The 17,868-nt window shown below is 58.5% G+C and carries 18 protein-coding genes; 16 read left to right on the top strand and 2 right to left on the bottom strand.

From position 1 onward, the window contains the following. Window positions 1-6: 6 nt before the first annotated feature. From PMI18_RS31345 to PMI18_RS08470, 6 genes are all read left to right on the top strand, one after another. On the top strand, window positions 7-504 hold the full coding sequence (locus PMI18_RS31345; protein ID WP_177319034.1) for a hypothetical protein: 498 nt from the start codon (window positions 7-9) through the stop codon (window positions 502-504). A 352-nt stretch (window positions 505-856) separates the two neighbouring features. Beyond that, window positions 857-1,849 (top strand): 2-dehydro-3-deoxygalactonokinase, encoded by a 993-nt coding sequence (locus tag PMI18_RS08450; RefSeq protein WP_007903917.1) that lies wholly within the window; start codon window positions 857-859, stop codon window positions 1,847-1,849. 19 nt (window positions 1,850-1,868) lie between these two features. Further along, complete coding sequence (locus PMI18_RS08455; protein WP_007903916.1) at window positions 1,869-2,489, top strand: 2-dehydro-3-deoxy-6-phosphogalactonate aldolase; 621 nt, start codon at window positions 1,869-1,871, stop codon at window positions 2,487-2,489. Between the two features lie 46 nt (window positions 2,490-2,535). Next, window positions 2,536-3,684, top strand: coding sequence for a galactonate dehydratase (dgoD, locus tag PMI18_RS08460; RefSeq protein WP_007903915.1), 1,149 nt, complete (start codon window positions 2,536-2,538; stop codon window positions 3,682-3,684). Window positions 3,685-3,881: 197 nt separating this feature from the next. Beyond that, complete coding sequence (locus PMI18_RS08465; protein ID WP_007903914.1) at window positions 3,882-5,192, top strand: MFS transporter; 1,311 nt, start codon at window positions 3,882-3,884, stop codon at window positions 5,190-5,192. 60 nt (window positions 5,193-5,252) lie between these two features. Further along, the gene (locus tag PMI18_RS08470) at window positions 5,253-6,056 is read left to right on the top strand and encodes an IclR family transcriptional regulator (RefSeq protein WP_007903913.1); all 804 of its coding nucleotides are present in this window, start codon (window positions 5,253-5,255) and stop codon (window positions 6,054-6,056) included. Here PMI18_RS08470 and PMI18_RS08475 read toward each other — a convergent pair. Continuing rightward, window positions 6,053-7,105 carry an NAD(P)-dependent alcohol dehydrogenase gene (locus PMI18_RS08475; RefSeq protein WP_007903912.1) on the bottom strand — a complete coding sequence of 351 codons (1,053 nt, stop codon included), beginning with the start codon at window positions 7,103-7,105 and terminating at the stop codon, window positions 6,053-6,055. The genes PMI18_RS08470 and PMI18_RS08475 overlap by 4 nt on opposite strands. A 190-nt stretch (window positions 7,106-7,295) precedes the next feature. Here PMI18_RS08475 and PMI18_RS08480 point away from each other — a divergent pair, with 190 nt between their 5' ends. Beyond that, the gene (locus tag PMI18_RS08480; RefSeq protein ID WP_007903910.1) at window positions 7,296-8,186 is read left to right on the top strand and encodes an AraC family transcriptional regulator; all 891 of its coding nucleotides are present in this window, start codon (window positions 7,296-7,298) and stop codon (window positions 8,184-8,186) included. Window positions 8,187-8,369: 183 nt separating this feature from the next. On the opposite strand, the gene PMI18_RS08485 is transcribed toward PMI18_RS08480, so the two are convergent. After that, the gene (locus PMI18_RS08485) at window positions 8,370-10,034 is read right to left on the bottom strand and encodes an electron transfer flavoprotein-ubiquinone oxidoreductase (protein WP_007903905.1); all 1,665 of its coding nucleotides are present in this window, start codon (window positions 10,032-10,034) and stop codon (window positions 8,370-8,372) included. Between the two features lie 545 nt (window positions 10,035-10,579). Between PMI18_RS08485 and PMI18_RS08490 the strand changes: the two genes are divergently transcribed. From PMI18_RS08490 to PMI18_RS08530, 9 genes are all read left to right on the top strand, one after another. Then, window positions 10,580-11,329 (top strand): electron transfer flavoprotein subunit beta/FixA family protein, encoded by a 750-nt coding sequence (locus tag PMI18_RS08490; RefSeq protein ID WP_007903904.1) that lies wholly within the window; start codon window positions 10,580-10,582, stop codon window positions 11,327-11,329. A gap of 2 nt (window positions 11,330-11,331) precedes the next feature. Beyond that, window positions 11,332-12,261: an electron transfer flavoprotein subunit alpha/FixB family protein gene (locus PMI18_RS08495; RefSeq protein ID WP_007903903.1), complete on the top strand. Its 930-nt coding sequence runs from the start codon at window positions 11,332-11,334 to the stop codon at window positions 12,259-12,261. A 151-nt stretch (window positions 12,262-12,412) separates the two neighbouring features. Then, window positions 12,413-13,249, top strand: coding sequence for a substrate-binding periplasmic protein (locus PMI18_RS08500; RefSeq protein WP_007903901.1), 837 nt, complete (start codon window positions 12,413-12,415; stop codon window positions 13,247-13,249). Window positions 13,250-13,258: 9 nt separating this feature from the next. Continuing rightward, the gene (locus PMI18_RS08505) at window positions 13,259-13,615 is read left to right on the top strand and encodes a DUF4398 domain-containing protein (protein ID WP_007903899.1); all 357 of its coding nucleotides are present in this window, start codon (window positions 13,259-13,261) and stop codon (window positions 13,613-13,615) included. Further along, a complete protein-coding gene (locus PMI18_RS08510) occupies window positions 13,612-14,424 on the top strand; it encodes an OmpA family protein (RefSeq protein WP_007903897.1) in 813 nt (270 codons plus the stop codon). Before PMI18_RS08505 ends, PMI18_RS08510 begins: the two co-directional genes overlap by 4 nt. Before the next feature lie 210 nt (window positions 14,425-14,634). Then, on the top strand, window positions 14,635-16,074 hold the full coding sequence (locus PMI18_RS08515) for an aminotransferase-like domain-containing protein (RefSeq protein ID WP_007903895.1): 1,440 nt from the start codon (window positions 14,635-14,637) through the stop codon (window positions 16,072-16,074). Window positions 16,075-16,161: 87 nt separating this feature from the next. Continuing rightward, window positions 16,162-16,626: a hypothetical protein gene (locus PMI18_RS08520; RefSeq protein ID WP_007903893.1), complete on the top strand. Its 465-nt coding sequence runs from the start codon at window positions 16,162-16,164 to the stop codon at window positions 16,624-16,626. A 158-nt stretch (window positions 16,627-16,784) separates the two neighbouring features. Beyond that, window positions 16,785-17,039, top strand: coding sequence for a YkgJ family cysteine cluster protein (locus tag PMI18_RS08525; RefSeq protein WP_007903890.1), 255 nt, complete (start codon window positions 16,785-16,787; stop codon window positions 17,037-17,039). A 41-nt stretch (window positions 17,040-17,080) separates the two neighbouring features. Next, entirely contained in the window at window positions 17,081-17,683 is a 603-nt protein-coding gene (locus PMI18_RS08530) for an START domain-containing protein (RefSeq protein ID WP_007903888.1), read from the top strand. Window positions 17,684-17,868 lie beyond the last annotated feature (185 nt).

Raw genomic sequence — 17,868 nt, 5'->3', positions numbered from 1 at the left:
GTTTAAGTGCGTAAGCTATTTATTTTTTTTGTGATTTTAATGTGTTCGGCTTGTTCTTTAAATCACGGAAAGCCTATCGCTACACTCCAGTACTCAAAAATTGAACAATTTGGAGATACAAGTATCTATCAGATTTATTTTACGTCTGATATAGCAATTCTTGAGTTGTTCAAATCGCGAATTGGTGAAGGGCTTGTATGTTCGCTGGAGGATGATATGGATTTTTCTCAGGCTCATCACATTAGGCGTTCCGGTTTCGGCTTTGTCGAAAGGGTTGTAGATGATCCACAAGTTACCTATAAAGCTGACGTAATTTTTCGCGAGTCTGAAAGTGGCAAGGGAGGAGAGAAGTATTTGCAAGGGGAAGCATTAGTCCCGTTGTTGGAAGGTCGTGATTATTTTTCTTGTGTGTTCAGAGTTCACACTACTACGTACAAAACGTATTTCTCGAACATCATGCATGTACCATCCGGGGAGTTATTGAAGGCTGCCACCAAAAATTAAAATATAGAACTCACCGGTTAGGCTCGCTGTTTTTCAAGGGCAGGCAGCCTTATTACTCACTCGCTTCCCAGTTTCCGCATAGCAAACACCATCAAGCGCCTGCCGCACGCTGATCTTTAAAGCACCGCCTTCCCTTCATAGAAGGCCATTTTCCAGTACGTATTCCCTGACTGAAATCCGCAATATCGGCGGTTTCACCCACACGGCGAGTGAGGCTGCGTCGCAGGGCTTTGGCCTGGAAGGGTGTTTGTATATCCCATAATATGGGAATGATATTTATATATTGAGATTTGTCTCCGCCCAGGTTTATAGTCCAGCTCACTCACTGCCAAAAAACAAAACAGGTGAAGCGATGCTGGCGCAATTGATCGCGCTCGATTGGGGGACAACCTCATTACGTGCTTACAAACTCGGCTTCGGTGGCCAGGTGCTGGAACAGCGCTCGCTGTCGTCCGGGATCATGCAGCTGCCCAGGATGCCGCGAATCATCGCCGGCCAGGCATGCGCCGACGGTTTTGAATTGGCCTTCGATGAGGCGTGCGGTGACTGGCTTGACGCGCAGCCCGATTTGCCGGTGATTGCTTGCGGCATGGTCGGCAGTGCTCAGGGCTGGCGCGAAGCGGCCTACTGCGACACGCCGGCGAACGTCGCCAATCTCGGAACCTCCCTACAAATCGTTCGCAGTCTTCGCGGTGTCGATGTGCACATCGTGCCGGGCGTGATTCAGCGTTCGCGCTTGCCGAACGTGATGCGCGGCGAGGAAACCCAGGTCCTCGGCGTGTTGCAGCATCTGCCGAGCGGGGCGGGCAACGATCTGTTGATCGGCTTGCCGGGCAGCCATTCGAAATGGGTGGAAGTGGCCGACGGCTGCATCGTGCATTTCGATACTTTCATGACGGGCGAAGTCTTCGCCGTCCTCAGCGAACACAGCATTCTGGGGCGCACTCAGCAGCGCGGCGGGTCTTTCGATGGCGAAGCGTTTGATCGCGGCGTACGGGTGGCCCTGTCGGCGGACGGCGAGATCGGACCGCTGTCGACATTGTTCAGTGCTCGCAGTCTGGGGCTGACCGGCGAACTGAGCGCCGTCGCGCAGCCGGATTATCTGTCCGGCCTGTTGATCGGCCATGAACTGTCAGCCCTGGCCAACGTTCAGCGGCGTCGGCGCAACAGCGTCCATCTGCCGTCGATCATCCTCATCGGAAATACTCAACTCTGCGCCCGCTACAACCGGGCACTCGACGCTTGCGGCTTTGCCCGGGTGACTCTGGCCGAGCAGGCCACCGAACGCGGGTTGTGGCAGTTGGCGGTCGCCGCCGGACTGATCACGACACCCCCATCCCGTTAAACCTGACTGGAGGTCTGACATGCTCAAGCAAGCACTGGCACAAAACGGACTGATCGCGATCCTGCGTGGCCTGCGCCCGCAAGAAGCGGCAGCCGTCGGCGAAGTCCTGTACTCGGCCGGATTTCGCGTCATTGAAGTGCCGCTTAATTCCCCCGAGCCGTACGAAAGTATCCGCATCCTGCGCAGTACGTTACCCGCCGATTGCCTGATCGGTGCAGGCACGGTGCTGACGCCGGAGCAGGTCGAGCAAGTGAAAGCGGCGGGCGGCCAAGTGATCGTCATGCCCCACAGCGATGCCAAGGTGTTGCGCGCCGCGAAAGCGGCGGGGCTGTTCCTGTCGCCGGGTGTGGCGACGCCGACCGAAGCCTTTGCTGCATTGGCCGAAGGGGCGGATGTGCTGAAGATGTTCCCGGCCGAACAAATGGGCCCCGCCGTTGTGAAAGCCTGGCTGGCGGTGTTGCCGGCAGGGACGGTGCTGGTGCCGGTGGGCGGGATTACGCCAGACAACATGCAGGTGTTTATCGAGGCAGGTGTCAAAGGTTTCGGGCTGGGTTCCGGGTTGTTCAAACCGGGCATGACACCTGAGCAAGTGGCAGTAAACGCCAAGGCGTATGTCGCTGCATGGAATGCTTTGCGTTAAGACTTTTTGGCGCTGCGAGCGCTGCATCTAATAAGAGAGGCAATAGATGAAAATCACCAAACTCACTACCTTCATCGTTCCGCCGCGCTGGTGCTTCCTCAAGGTCGAAACCGACGAGGGCGTGACCGGTTGGGGTGAGCCCGTGGTCGAAGGCCGCGCACACACCGTCGCTGCTGCGGTTGAGGAATTGTCCGACTACCTGATCGGCAAAGACCCACGCAACATCGAAGACATCTGGACCGTGCTTTACCGCGGTGGCTTCTACCGTGGCGGCGCGATCCACATGAGCGCCCTGGCCGGCATCGATCAGGCGTTGTGGGACATCAAGGGCAAGGCTCTGGGTGTGTCGGTCAGCGATCTGTTGGGTGGTCAGGTGCGCGACAAAATTCGCGTTTACTCGTGGATCGGTGGTGATCGTCCAGCGGACACTGCACGTGCCGCGAAAGAAGCGGTCAGCCGTGGTTTCACAGCGGTGAAAATGAACGGCACCGAAGAACTGCAATTCCTCGACTCCTTTGAAAAGGTCGACCTGGCCTTGGCCAACGTCGCCGCCGTACGCGATGCCGTCGGCCCGAATGTCGGCATCGGCGTGGACTTCCATGGTCGGGTGCACAAGCCCATGGCCAAGGTGCTGATGAAGGAACTCGACCCGTACAAACTGATGTTCATCGAAGAGCCGGTGCTCAGCGAAAACTACGAAGCGCTGAAAGAACTGGCACCGCTGACCAGCACACCGATTGCCCTCGGCGAGCGGTTGTTCTCGCGTTGGGATTTCAAGCGAGTGCTCAGCGAAGGCTACGTCGACATCATCCAGCCGGATGCTTCCCATGCAGGTGGCATCACCGAAACGCGCAAGATCGCCAACATGGCCGAAGCCTACGACGTGGCACTGGCGCTGCATTGCCCGTTGGGCCCGATTGCCCTGGCGGCGTGCCTGCAACTGGACGCGGTTTGCTACAACGCGTTCATCCAGGAACAGAGCCTGGGCATCCATTACAACGAGAGCAATGACCTGCTCGATTATGTGAAAGATCCACGGGTGTTCGACTACGACAAAGGCTTCGTGAAGATCCCCAACGGCCCGGGCCTGGGCATCGAGATCAACGAGGAATACGTGATCGAGCGCGCCGCCGTCGGCCACCGCTGGCGCAACCCGATCTGGCGTCATGCCGATGGCAGTTTTGCCGAGTGGTGAGTTCTCCCTGACCCACCGCAAATCCCTGTGGGAGCCAGCCTGCTGGCGATTTGGTCGGCACTCCCAGCATTCTTGGTGACTGACACAACGCTATCGCCAGCAGGCTGGCTCCCACAGTTTGATCTCCATGGACAGGGAGATTTGCGGCAAACCCGATTTCACATCGACCTCAATAAACATAAGAAGAGGCACCTCTCATGCAACCGCAAACCCTCACCGGGCAGGCGTCGTTGGCGGCGCCGAGCCGCAAGCGGTTTTTCATCATGGTCCTGTTGTTCATCACCGTGGTGATCAACTACCTGGACCGCAGCAACCTGTCCATTGCCGCCCCGGCGCTGACCAGCGACCTGGGCATCGATCCGATCCATGTCGGGCTGATCTTTTCCGCGTTCGGCTGGACTTACGCCGCCATGCAGATCCCCGGCGGCTGGCTGGTGGACCGGGTGCCGCCACGCATCCTGTATAGCGTCGCATTGCTGCTGTGGTCGCTGGCCACGGTGATGCTCGGCTTCGCTGCCAGCTTCATCGCGCTGTTCGTGCTGCGCATGGCCGTTGGTGCGCTGGAAGCACCGGCGTATCCGATCAACAGCCGTGTGGTGACGACCTGGTTCCCCGAGCGCGAACGCGCCACGGCCATTGGTTTCTACACCTCCGGGCAGTTCGTCGGGCTGGCGTTCCTGACGCCGGTGCTCGCCTGGCTACAACACCAATATGGCTGGCACATGGTGTTTGTCAGCACCGGTGCGGTGGGTATCATTTGGGCGGTGATTTGGTACGCGGTGTACCGCGAACCACGGGATTTCAAGGGCGCCAACGACGCTGAAATCGAGCTGATCCGCGAGGGCGGCGGGTTGGTGGATATCCAGGCTGAAGCTGCCAAGACCAAGGCGAAATTCAGCTGGGTCGACCTCGGGATTGTCCTGAGCAAACGCAAGTTGTGGGGCATTTACCTGGGCCAGTTTTGCCTCAATTCGACGTTGTGGTTTTTCCTGACGTGGTTCCCCACCTATCTGGTGAAATACCGCGGCATGGACTTCATCAAGTCTGGCTTGCTGGCGTCACTGCCGTTTCTCGCCGCTTTCGTGGGCGTGTTGTGTTCGGGTTTTTTCTCCGACTTCTTGATCCGTCGCGGTTACACGGTGGGTTTCGCTCGCAAATTGCCAATCATTGGCGGCCTGCTGATTTCCACCTCGATCATCGGTGCCAACTTCGTTGAGTCGACGCCGCTGGTGATTGCCTTCCTTGCGCTGGCCTTCTTCGGCAACGGCCTGGCCTCGATCACCTGGTCGCTGGTGTCGACCCTGGCCCCGGCGCGCTTGCTTGGATTGACTGGTGGCGTGTTCAATTTCATCGGCAACCTGGCGGCGATTACCACGCCGATCGTCATCGGTTTTCTCGCCTCCGGTGATTCGTTTGCCCCGGCGATTACCTATATCTCGGTTCTGGCGTTGTTAGGTGCGCTTTCCTACGTGTTGTTGGTGGGCAAGGTCGAGCGTATCAAGTTGTAGTCGCGGCCATCGGGCGACCATAATGCCGCCCGTTCACTCGCTCAACGGTAAAGGCTGGATATGCAGGAAGACGCCCCAAAAATCGCCAAGGACGCCGCGCCGACCGGCACCCAGACACTGCTTCGTGGTTTGGGTGTGGTTCAGGCCGTGGCCAGTGGCGCCCGCGATCTCAAGGAAATCGCCCGGCTAATCGGCACAACGCGCAGCACCACTCATCGTCTGGCCAGCTGCCTGGTGGATGAACGTTATTTGCGGGTGGTGCCGCAAGTCGGTTATCTGCTGGGGCCGAAACTGATCGAGCTGGGTTTCCAGGCTCGTGAAGAGTTGCCACTGGTGACGCTGGCCGGGCCGTATCTGGATGAGTTGTCGGCGTTGACCGGCGACACCATTCACCTGGCGATTCGTGAAGGCGACGAGGTGTTGTACCTGCACAAGAATCCGGGGCGCAACGGTCCGGAAATGCGTTCGCGGGTCGGTCATCGCATGCCATTGGCGCGTACCGGGATCGGTAAGGCGCTGATGCTCGATGACACGCAGGAAGAATGGCAACGGCTGTATGAAATCAGCTTGCCGGTGGGTGGGAAAAATCAGTTCTGGCCGCAGCACCCGGAGCAATCCTGGGAGCAGTTTCAGCAGCGCATGATCGAGTACGTGGTCGGCGGGTACGCCTTCGACCTGGAAGACAACGAACCGTCGATCCGTTGCGTGGCGGCGCCGATCCGCGATGCCAGCAAGCGCATCGTCGCCGGCATCAGCATCGCCAGCACCGTGCCGTACATGCCATTGGAAAAAATGGCCGAGCTGATTCCCCTGATCAAAGGGGTCACAGCCCGGCTGTCGGCGGAGCTTGGCTTGAAGGTTTAGACCTTCAGCGTTGCCATGTCGATCACGAAGCGGTACTTCACGTCACCGGCAATCATGCGGGTGTAAGCCTCGTTGATCTGGCGGATGTCGAGCATTTCGATGTCGCAGGTGATGCCGTGCTCGGCGCAGAAATCCAGCACTTCCTGGGTTTCGGCGATGCCGCCGATCAGCGAGCCGGCCAACACGCGACGACCCAATACCAGTTTGGCAGCGTGCACCGGTGGATCGATCGGTTCGATCAAGCCCACCAGAATGTGCACGCCGTCGAAACGCAGTGTATCGAGGTAGGGATTGAGGTCGTGCTGCACCGGAATGGTGTCCAGCAGGAAGTCGAAATGTCCTGCGGCGGCTTTCATCTGTTCTGCGTCGGTGGACACGATCACGTGGTCCGCGCCCTGACGACGGCCTTCTTCAGCCTTGCTCGCCGAACGGGTGAACAACGTCACTTCAGCGCCCATCGCCTTGGCGAATTTGATGCCCATGTGGCCGAGGCCACCCATGCCGAGAATCCCGACCTTGTCACCGGCCTTGACGCCGTAGTGCTTGAGTGGCGAGTAGGTAGTGATGCCGGCGCACAGAATCGGCGCGGCGCTGGCCGGGTCAAGTTGCTCCGGGATGCGCACGACAAAGTGCTCGCTGACCACGATGCTGTCGGAGTAACCGCCCATGGTGTTGCTGCCATCGACCCGGTCCGGGGTGGCATACGTCATGGTCGGACCTTCCAGGCAGTATTGCTCCAGATCCGCCTGACAGGCTTCGCAGTGGCGGCACGAGTCGACCATGCAGCCGACCCCGACTAGGTCGCCGACTTTGTGTTTAGTAACGTTCGCACCGACGGCGGTAACTTTGCCTACGATTTCGTGGCCGGGCATCAGTGGGTAAACAGCAATGCCCCACTCGTTGCGGGCCTGATGGATGTCGGAATGGCAGACGCCACAGTAGAGAATGTCGATCGCAATGTCGTCGGCACGTGGGCTGCGGCGTTCGAATTTCATCGGGGCGAGGGGAGTGGTGGCTGATTGAGCGGCGTATCCGATGGCGGTGTACATGGTGAACCTCGCAAAAGCGGTGACAGGTGAGGCGAGCAATTCTGGGCGCCGCACGGGTTATCGGCCATGGCGATTCCTCCGGGTGTCATGCCTAATCCTCCGGCATGCACCGTTGATTGGTCGCATTGGCGGTCAGACCTGCGATGATGCTTTCATCCCTTTTTGCGCGACTTTTTGTGAAGAGCTCCCCATGTTGTTGACCCGTCATCTCGATGCCAATGCCACCCTGGTTTCGCTGATTCAGCCTTTGACTAATCGCGACGGTTTCGCTTCCACAGCGTTGCCGGGTGTGCAGGTTTTGCGCGCCAGTTGTGATGTCGCCCGTGGCCCGCAAATCTACGAGCCAAGCCTGGTCATCATCGCCCAAGGCAGCAAGTTGGCGTATCTGGGCCCGCGTACGCTTGAGTACGGGGCCGGGCATTACCTGATTCAGGCGTTGCCGGTGCCCTTCGAGTGCGAAACGTTTTCGGCACCGGATGGCCCGATGCTGGGCGTTTCCATCGCCATTGACCGGGTAATGCTCGGTGAGTTGGTATTGGCCATGGGGCTGTCGCCGGGGCGCACTGTTCCCGCGCAGACGCCCGAGTCCATGACCTCGGCGGTGCTCGACGATGCCATGCGCGGTTGTGTGGAACGCTTGTTGCGCTGCCTGCACGATCCGCTGGAATGCCAGATCATGGGCCCGGCGCGTTTGCGTGAATTGTTGTTCGTGGCGTTGCGGGGACCGCAAGCCGATGTATTGCGCGCGCTGGTGGAACAACAGGGGCAGTTCGCCCGGATCGCGGCGTCCCTGAGTCATCTGCATGCGCATTACACCGAGCCGCTGAATGTCGAGACCCTGGCCAGTTGCGCGAACATGAGCGCGTCGACGTTTCATGAGCATTTCAAACGCAGCACCTTGTTGTCGCCGGTGCAGTATTTGAAGCGTTTGCGCTTGCTCAGGGCCCAGCAGTTGTTGCTGGGCGAAGGCTTGGGCGTGGCCCAGGTGGCGCATCGGGTGGGGTATCAGAGCACGTCGCAGTTCAGTCGCGAGTACAAGCGCTATTTCGAACGCAATCCCGGGGATGAGCGGGCTGCTTGATGTCTGGCACCGCTTCGCGGTGTTCGCGGGCAAGCCTCGCTCCTACAGGGTTTCGTGGACGACACATCACCGTAGGAGCGAGGCTTGCCCGCGAAGGCGTCCTTGAAGATTACGCCCGCTGTAACTTTCATCGGGCAACAAAAAGGCCCCCATGTCGGGAGCCTTGATGTTCAGGCGTTCGACTTACATATTCGGGTAAGTCGGGCCACCGGAGCCTTCCGGCGCCACCCAGGTGATGTTCTGTGCAGGATCCTTGATGTCGCAGGTCTTGCAGTGAACGCAGTTCTGGGCGTTGATCTGGAAGCGCTTCTCGCCGTCTTCCTGGGTGACGACTTCGTACACGCCGGCCGGGCAGTAACGCTGGGCAGGTTCATCGTACATTGGCAGGTTCTTGGCGATCGGAATGCTCGCGTCGGCCAGCTTCAAGTGGCAAGGCTGCTCTTCTTCGTGGTTGGTCCCCGAGATGAACACCGAGCTGAGTTTGTCGAAGCTGATCTTGCCGTCCGGTTTCGGGTAGTCGATCTTCTTGCAGTCGGCCGCCAGTTTCAGGCAAGCGTAATCCGGCTTGGTGTCGTGCAGGGTGAACGGCAGTTTGCCGCCGAAGATGTTCTGGTCGAGCCAGTTGAAACCGCCGCCAACGATGGCGCCGAACTTGTGGATCGCCGGGCCGAAGTTACGGCTGGCGAACAGTTCGTCATACAGCCAGCTCTTCTTGAAGGCGTCGACATAAGTGGTCAGCTCTTCGGTGCCGTCCTTTTCAGCAAACAGCGCGTCGGCCACGGCGTCAGCGGCAAGCATGCCGGACTTCATCGCGGTGTGGCTGCCTTTGATCTTGGCGAAGTTCAGGGTACCGAGGTCGCAACCGATCAGCGCGCCACCCTTGAAGACCATTTTCGGCAGCGAGTTCAGGCCGCCTTTGGAGATCGCACGCGCGCCGTAACTGATGCGCTTGCCGCCTTCCAGGTATTGCTTGAGCACCGGGTGATGCTTGAGGCGCTGGAACTCGTCGAACGGCGACAGGAAGGTGTTGCTGTAGGAAAGATCGACGATCAGGCCGACCACCACCTGGTTGTTTTCCAAGTGATAGAGGAACGAGCCACCGGTGTTCTCGGTGCCCATGATGTCCAACGGCCAACCGGCGGTGTGGACCACCAGGCCTGGCTGGTGCTTGGCCGGGTCGATTTCCCAGATTTCTTTCAGGCCGATGCCGTAATGCTGGGCGTCGGCTTCGCTGTCGAGGTTGAAGCGCTTGATCAGCTGCTTGCCGATGTGGCCGCGGCAACCTTCGGCGAACAGCGTGTACTTGGCACGCAGTTCCATGCCCGGGGTGTACAGGCCTTCTTTCGGATTGCCTTCACGGTCAACACCCAGGTCGCCGGTGATGATCCCGCGAACCACGCCGTTCTCATCGAACAGTGCTTCCTGGGCGGCGAAGCCCGGGTAGATTTCCACGCCCAGGTTCTCGGCCTGTTGAGCCAGCCAACGGCACAGGTTGCCCAGGGAGATGATGTAGTTGCCTTCGTTGTGCATGGTCTTGGGCACAAAGAGGTCAGGAATCTTCTGCGCGCTGTCGGCGTTTTTCAGAACGAAGATGTCATCGCGTGTGACTGGCGTATTCAGCGGCGCGCCGAGTTCTTTCCAGTCCGGGAACAGTTCGTTCAGGGCGCGTGGTTCGAATACGGCACCGGACAGGATGTGAGCACCGACTTCGGAGCCTTTTTCGACCACGCAGACGCTGATTTCCTTACCGGCTTCGGCGGCCTTCTGCTTCAAACGGCAGGCGGCGGACAGGCCAGCGGGGCCGGCACCGACGATGACCACGTCGAATTCCATGTATTCGCGTTCCACAGGCTATCTCCTACTCAAGGCTCAACAGTTTTTTCTAATTGGAGGTTTGGTGTCGCATCCATTATTTCCTCCGGCAACTGCCGGAAGGGACAATGGATGACCCACCTTTCTCTCTAGGTGGCGCATTATATCTACACCACTCCTAGCGTCCAATACAAACGTTTGTTTGAATTGGCTCAAACCCAGAGAAATCAAAGTCACGCGGCTTATGAACGGCTATTTTGCCGTATTGACCGGAATAGGCGTTCCGGTCAAGATACGGGCGGTTTTGCGCTCGCCGTAGGCTGGCTGTTGGTTTCAAGAGCACCTCTAAAGACAGGGCGATGGCAGTATAAGGTGATGCGCAGCGCAGGTCAGGCGCGCAGTTTACACGCCGCGATAATGAATGACTCGTCGGTCACCACTGACGAACGGTTATCAGCGTCGTGAGCAACGTTCACCCGATACACCTGCCAGCGTTTTTAGAGGTGCCCTTGCGCCGATGAGCATCAACCGCCAGGTTCGCCTAGGCGACTTTCTTTTCACCGGAGAGTAACGAGGAATCCATGAAGGTTCTTGTAGCTGTCAAACGCGTTGTGGATTACAACGTCAAGGTTCGTGTCAAGGCGGACAATTCCGGCGTCGACCTCGCTAACGTCAAGATGTCGATGAACCCGTTCTGCGAAATCGCAGTGGAAGAAGCCGTACGTCTGAAAGAGAAAGGCGTTGCGACTGAAATCGTCGTCGTCTCCATCGGCCCGTCCACCGCTCAAGAGCAACTGCGCACCGCGCTGGCTCTGGGTGCCGACCGCGCCATCCTCGTCGAATCCGCTGAAGATCTGACTTCCCTGGCGGTTGCCAAGTTGTTGAAAGCTGTTGTCGACAAGGAACAGCCTCAGCTGGTGATCCTCGGCAAACAAGCCATCGACAGCGACAACAACCAGACTGGCCAGATGCTCGCTGCATTGAGCGGCTACGGTCAGGGTACATTCGCTTCGAAAGTCGAAGTCAGCGGCGATACTGTTGCCGTGACCCGCGAAATCGACGGCGGCGCGCAGACGGTTTCCCTGAAACTGCCGGCCATCGTCACCACCGACCTGCGTTTGAACGAGCCGCGCTACGCGTCCCTGCCAAACATCATGAAAGCCAAGAAGAAGCCTCTCGAAGTGCTGACTCCGGACGCTTTGGGCGTTTCCACCGCCTCCACCAACAAGACCCTGAAAGTCGAAGCGCCGGCGGCACGCAGCGCGGGTATCAAGGTCAAGTCGGTGGCTGAACTGGTCGAGAAACTGAAAAACGAAGCGAAGGTAATCTAATCATGACTATCTTGGTAATCGCTGAGCACGACAACAAGGTTGTGGCTCCTGCCACCCTGAACACCGTTGCTGCTGCCGCCAAAATCGGTGGCGACATTCACGTTCTGGTCGCTGGCCAGAATGTGGGTGCTGTTGCTGAAGCCGCTGCGAAAATCGCTGGTGTGGCCAAAGTGCTGGTGGCCGATAACGCCGCCTACGCTCATCAACTGCCGGAAAACGTTGCTCCGCTGGTTGCAGAGTTGGGCAAGGCTTACAGCCACATCCTGGCTGCCGCTACTTCGAACGGCAAAAACATCCTGCCGCGCGTTGCCGCGTCCCTGGACGTTGATCAGATCTCCGAGATCATCTCGGTCGAAAGCGCTGACACCTTCAAGCGCCCGATCTACGCCGGTAACGCCATTGCTACCGTACAGTCCAACGCCGCGGTCAAAGTGATCACCGTGCGTGCCACCGGTTTCGACCCGGTTGCAGCTGAAGGTGGTTCGGCTGCCGTTGAAGCGGTTGCGGCTGCTCACGACGCTGGCACTTCGAGCTTCGTTGGCGAAGAACTGGCCAAGTCCGATCGTCCGGAACTGACCGCTGCCAAGATCGTCGTTTCCGGCGGTCGCGGCATGCAGAACGGCGACAACTTCAAACACCTGTACGCCCTGGCTGACAAGCTGGGCGCTGCCGTCGGTGCTTCCCGCGCCGCGGTCGACGCAGGTTTTGTACCCAACGACATGCAGGTCGGTCAGACCGGCAAGATCGTTGCTCCACAGCTGTACATCGCCGTCGGTATTTCCGGCGCGATCCAGCACCTGGCCGGCATGAAAGACTCCAAAGTGATCGTTGCGATCAACAAGGACGAAGAAGCGCCGATCTTCCAGGTGGCCGATTACGGCCTGGTGGCAGACCTGTTCGAAGCCATCCCCGAGTTCGAGAAGCTGGTCTAATCCGGCGGCTTGACTTATAAAGAGCCCGACCTTTTGGTCGGGCTTTTTTTTGTGCTTTTTTTTGTGCTTCTGTAGGAGCTATGTAGGAGCTACATAGCTCCTACACAGCGCCTACAGACGAGATAACCGGGTTTGAGTGGAGTGTGTTCCCATGGATTTACGCCGCGTGTGTGGCTGGTCATTACTGCTGGGGCTGACGATGTTGCCGGGGCTGTCCGTAGCCGCGGGCAAATGCGAGCGCCTGGTGGTGACCGGCAGCCCGGACGCGCCGCCGTACCTGTGGCAAGACCCGCAAAACCCCAAGTACCTGATAGGCGCCAGCGCTGACCTGTTGCAGCAAGTGGCGGGGGAGTTGGGCATCAAGGTCGAGCTGCTTTACGCCGGCAAACGCTCCCAGGCCCTGGACGAAGTGCGCAGCGGACGAATGGACATGCTGGCCGACGCGCCATTGACGGTCAGTGAGCTGGAAAATCTGGATTACATCCATCCACCGCTGCTGGAAAACGATTATCTGGTCTGGACCCGCAACGACTCATTACTGGTCTACAACGAAGCGCAGGACCTTCACGGTCATCCCGGTGCCTTGTCGGAAAAGGCTCGAGTGACCCTCTCATTCGGCACTTTCGCCGAGCAGCAATTGACCCTGGTGCGCACGCCCAATCTGACCCAGGCCTTTCAGAAATTGCTGCTGAACGAGGTGGAATTTGTCCTCGCCGGACGCTACTCGGGCATGGCCATGGTGCAAACGCTGGGGATGGCCGATGACTTGATGGCCCACCCACAACCCATCGACAAACCCGGCCTGTATCTCGCCGTTTCCCATAACTCTGCCTGCAACGATCCTTGGTTGCGCGGACAGCTGGCCAAAAAGATGACAGAATTGCCCGCGTCCGGACTGACAGAAGCTGCACTGCTGCGCAATATCGAGCGTTGGAAAGCGCAACGCTCACAACCGCAGCCACAACCTGTCAGTACCCCAAAACAGTAGGGATTCTTAGTGAGTATTCGACCTCTTTTCGCTGCCCTGGCCGTTCTGGCTCTGGCGGGTTGTGCAGCCGATCCGGCGCCGAATGAACAAATACGCCTGACCGAACAGGCACTCGAACAAGCCAAGGCCGTGGGTGCTACCGTCGACGAAGTGCCAGAGCTGAAGCTGGCTGAAGACAAGTTCAAGCGTGCCAAGGGCAACATGGCTGACCAGTCCTTCAAGAATGCGCGCATGCGGGCCGAGCAGGCTGAGCTGGACGCGCGTCTGGCCGAAGCCCGGGTTCTGACCCTCAAGAGTGAGGAGCAGTTGAACGTGCTCAATACCCGCATCACTCGTCTGCGCAAGCAACTGGGAGATGCCCAATGAGCCTGAAAACCAAAGCACTCGGCGGCTTGATCCTGGCCGGTTGCGCAAGCCTTTATGGTTGCGCTGGTCAACACAGCGAAGCCGCAATCCAGCAGGCCGGCACTGACTTCCAGAAGGTCAAGGAAGACTCCAACGTGCTGCGCATTGCGCCCAAAGACGTGATCCGTGCCGGCGAGTCGCTGGCACGCGCCGATCGTCTGTCCAGCTACTGGGGCAGCGGTTCGGACGTTGTGCATTACGCCTACCTGAGCCGGCGCTACAGCGAAATCGCCCGGGAACACACCAATCAAGTGCTCAACGAGGAACGCGCGGCGAAGCTCGAACTCGAGCGTCAGCGCCTGCAACTGGCCCTGCGTGAGTCCAAGTTGCTCAGCGTGCAGCAACAGGGCAAGTGGCTCGAAGAGCAGATCGTGGCGTTGGCGACCACCCAAACCGACCGTGGTCTGGTGATGACGCTGGGCGATGTGCTGTTCGATACCGGTGAAGCAGAGCTGAAAAGCTCGGCAAACCGCGTGGTGCTGAAGATCGTCCAGTTCTTGCAGCTCAATCCCAAGCGCGTGGTGCGGATCGAAGGCTATACCGACAGCACTGGCGGTAAACAGGAAAACCTCAAACTGTCCCGCGACCGTGCGCAATCGGTGGCGGATGTGCTGATGGACCTGGGTATCGACGACAAACGTATCAAGGTCGAAGGCTACGGCGATGAATATCCGGTGGACGTGAACGCTTCCGAGCGTGGGCGTGCGCAGAACCGTCGGGTGGAAATTGTGTTCTCCGACGAAAAAGGCCAGCTCGGCGCCGCCCGTTAAGGGCTGCGTTACTGGAAAACCCGGCCTGTCAGCAGTGCCGGGTTTTTTTGTGCCTGCCAATCGCCTCGCGATTCCAGTAAAAACAGTACAGTTTTTGCTGACACTGCACTGTACGGTCGACTATTGTGGCAACTGTCCCAGTACACTTCTAAACTGTTCCGGTATTGTTTCACACAAGAATAAAATGCCCGTGAAATCGAGTGCTGCGTCATGACCAATCTCTTGCTCTACCAACGTATTGCTCAGCAGCTGGCCGAAGACATTCGCCGCGGTGTCTATCAACCGGGGGAGCGCGTGCCTTCGGTGCGCAAGATGAGCTCGCAGCTCAACGTCAGCCATGCAACGGTGTTGCAGGCCTACGCCAACCTTGAGGATCAGGGGCTGATCCGTGCCCGGCCACAATCCGGTTACTACGTGCACCAGACGCCAGCGCTCACGGCGCCAACCCCGGATATCGCACGGGTCGAGCGACCTGGCCTTGTCACGCGCAGCAGCATCATTCAGCAAGTCCTGGTCGAATCCCGTCGCGAAGGCGTCTTCCCGTTGGGTGCGGCTGTACCGAGCGTCGATTATCTGCCGGTGCGGGCGCTGCATCAGCAACTGGCCAAAGTCACCCGTTTCCATAGCCCCCGGGCGTTCAGCTACATGTTCAGCCCCGGTTTCGAGCCGTTGCGTCGGCAAGTGGCGATTCGCATGCGCGATGCCGGCGTGGTGGTCGACCCGTCGGAAGTAGTGATCACCCACGGCTGCGTCGATGCGCTGCAGATGTCTTTGCGCGTGCTGACCCGGCCGGGCGATCTGATCGCCGCCGAGTCGCCGACCTATTACGGTTTGCTGCAGCTCGCCGACCTGCTGGGGCTGAAAGTCATCGAGATTCCCAGCGATCCGGCCACCGGCATGAGCCTCGAAGCCCTGCAACTGGCGGCCAACCAGTGGTCGATCAAGGCGTTGGTGTTGACCACGCGCCTAAGCAATCCCTTGGGCGGCACCATGCCCGAAGAGCGGCAGAAACAACTGCTGCGCCTGGCCTCGGATTTCGATATCCAGGTGGTCGAAGACGACATTTACGGCGAACTGATGTTCGAGCAGGGGCGCACCAAGTCGCTCAAGGCCTATGACCGGCTGGATCGGGTGATCTATTGCTCCAGTTTCTCCAAAACCCTGTCGCCCGGTGTGCGCATCGGCTGGATGATTGCCGGCAAGTACCAGCAGGAAATCCAGCGCTTGCAGACCTTCAGCACCCATTCAGCCTGTAGCGTCACGCAAATGGGCATAGCGGCCTATCTGGAGAACGGCGGTTACGACCGGCATTTGCGCTACATCCGTCAGGAGTACCGCAAGAACCTCAGCGCTTTTCAGCTGGCGGTGCAGCAGTACTTCCCTGAAGGAACGCAAATGACCCGGCCCACCGGCGGCTTCATTCTGTGGGTCAGCCTGCCGGGGCGGGTCAACACGCAGGAACTGCATGTGCGTGCGTTGCAGCAAGGCATCAGCATTGCGCCGGGGCTGATTTTCAGTAATACCGAGCAGTTCAATCACTGCATTCGCCTGAACTGTGGCATCCCCTGGAACCGCGAGGCCGAGCGTGCATTGATGACGTTGGGGTTGCTGGCGACGCAACTTTGTCAGGAGACGGCGAGCGGTTTTTGAGCGGCTGGGCAGTTCTGAACTGCCCGCTTGTCTTGTCGTCTCCAACAGGCGAGCATATAGCCTTCTGCCGTTCACGCCGTTGGGTCCATGAAGCCGATTTTTCCTGCCGCCTGGTTGTTGATCTGCCTGTTAATGACCTGTCACCCGGAAGGCGTCATGGCGGCTTCCGTTCAGGAAAAACCGACAGCCAGCACCACCGAGAAAAAAACGGCAGCGGTCAAAAAGACCGCACCGGCCAAAAAGAAGGCTGCGGCGGTCAAAAAACGTTCCCCCATTGCTTCCAAGTCGAAACCGGCCAGTGAAGTCGTGAAAACCAAACTCCCTTCCGCAAATCTCGATTTGAGCTTGCCCAAGGACATGGTCGAAGAACTGAAGCCGGTCGGCACGGTACAGTTGCCCCGACATGCGCTGTTGCCACAAATGTTCGGTGAAAAGAGCAGCCCGTTTCAGCTCAACGGACGCCTGCTCAGCAACGAAATGCAGCTGCAACTGCGCAATGAAGAGCGTCGGGAAGTTGAAGGCGCGGCGCTGGAGTTCGAGTTCAAGCAGTAAATCCCTTCCATTCGTGACCCGCGGACCAGACGCTTTGTCGGAGACTGGTCAGTCACGTTCGTTTGAACGAAAAAACCCGGGCTCAGGTAATTTTAAACAGTCGTTTTAGCCGTTACTCTGTGCCACGTCCCTTTACCCGTCGCGAGGAGCTTGTCGTCATGAGATGCCGTGAAGGCTGTGGCGCCTGTTGCATTGCCCCTTCCATCAGTTCGCCGATTCCCGGAATGCCCAATGGCAAAGCCGCCGGAGAACGTTGCGTACAGCTGTCTACCGATAACCTGTGCAGCATTTTCGGCAAGCCGGAACGTCCTGCGGTGTGTTCGGCATTTGAAGCCGATATCGAGGTTTGCGGAAACAGCAGCGATGAAGCGATCAAGTTGCTGGGCTGGTGGGAGCAAATGACGGCCGCGTGATGTGTTCAACGAACGGAACTTCAACAATAAGGAATAAGACTATGGGTTCGCTGCATCGTATGGCTGTGCTGTGTGGTTTGACGGTTTTGCTGGCCTCCACGGCCCAGGCCGAAGAATGGAAAACCGCCAAGGAAGAAGAGGGCATTAAGGTGTCCTTGAGTGAAGTGGCCGGTTCCCAATACAAGGCTTACCGTGGCGTGACCGTCATGAAGACCACCATGGCCAAACTGCGTGCATTGCAGGAAGATGTGCCGGGTGCCTGTGCATGGATTCACGAGTGCAAGACTCAGAAGTTGCTCAAACATGAAGGTAACCAGAGCTGGACCTACACCCAATTCAATACCCCTTGGCCGGTCACTCCTCGCGACTCCGTATTGCATGTCACCACTGTTGAAGGCGCCGATGGCAGCCTGACCCGCGAGTTGGATGGGCAGCCCAAGTACGTCCCGGAAGAAAAAGGTTTTGTACGGGTGGCCCAGGTCAAAGGCTTCTGGAAGCTCGTGCCTAAAGGCGATCAAGTCGAAGTGACTTATCAGGCCCATACCGAACCCGGCGGCAGCGTGCCGTCGTGGTTGGCCAACAAGTTTGTGGTCGATGCGCCGTTCAACACCCTCAAAGCCCTGAAAGAACGCGCCGAGAAGTAACCGCGTATTCTTTTGATATGGCCCGTTGGGCAACGCCCCGATTTGATCGCAATACTGTTCATTTAGGCGCGCTCTTGGATCGTGCGTACCTTTGTGGCGAGCGAGCTTGCTCGCGCTGGGCTGCGTAGCGGCCCCAAAAATCTGACAATCATTGCCGATTTTTGTGAGTGCTACGCACTCAAGCG

This window comes from Pseudomonas sp. GM102 (genome assembly GCF_000282555.1).
Lineage (GTDB): Bacteria > Pseudomonadota > Gammaproteobacteria > Pseudomonadales > Pseudomonadaceae > Aquipseudomonas.
Note: the sequence above shows the minus strand (reverse complement) of the source record. Positions and strands in the feature narration are given on the sequence as shown.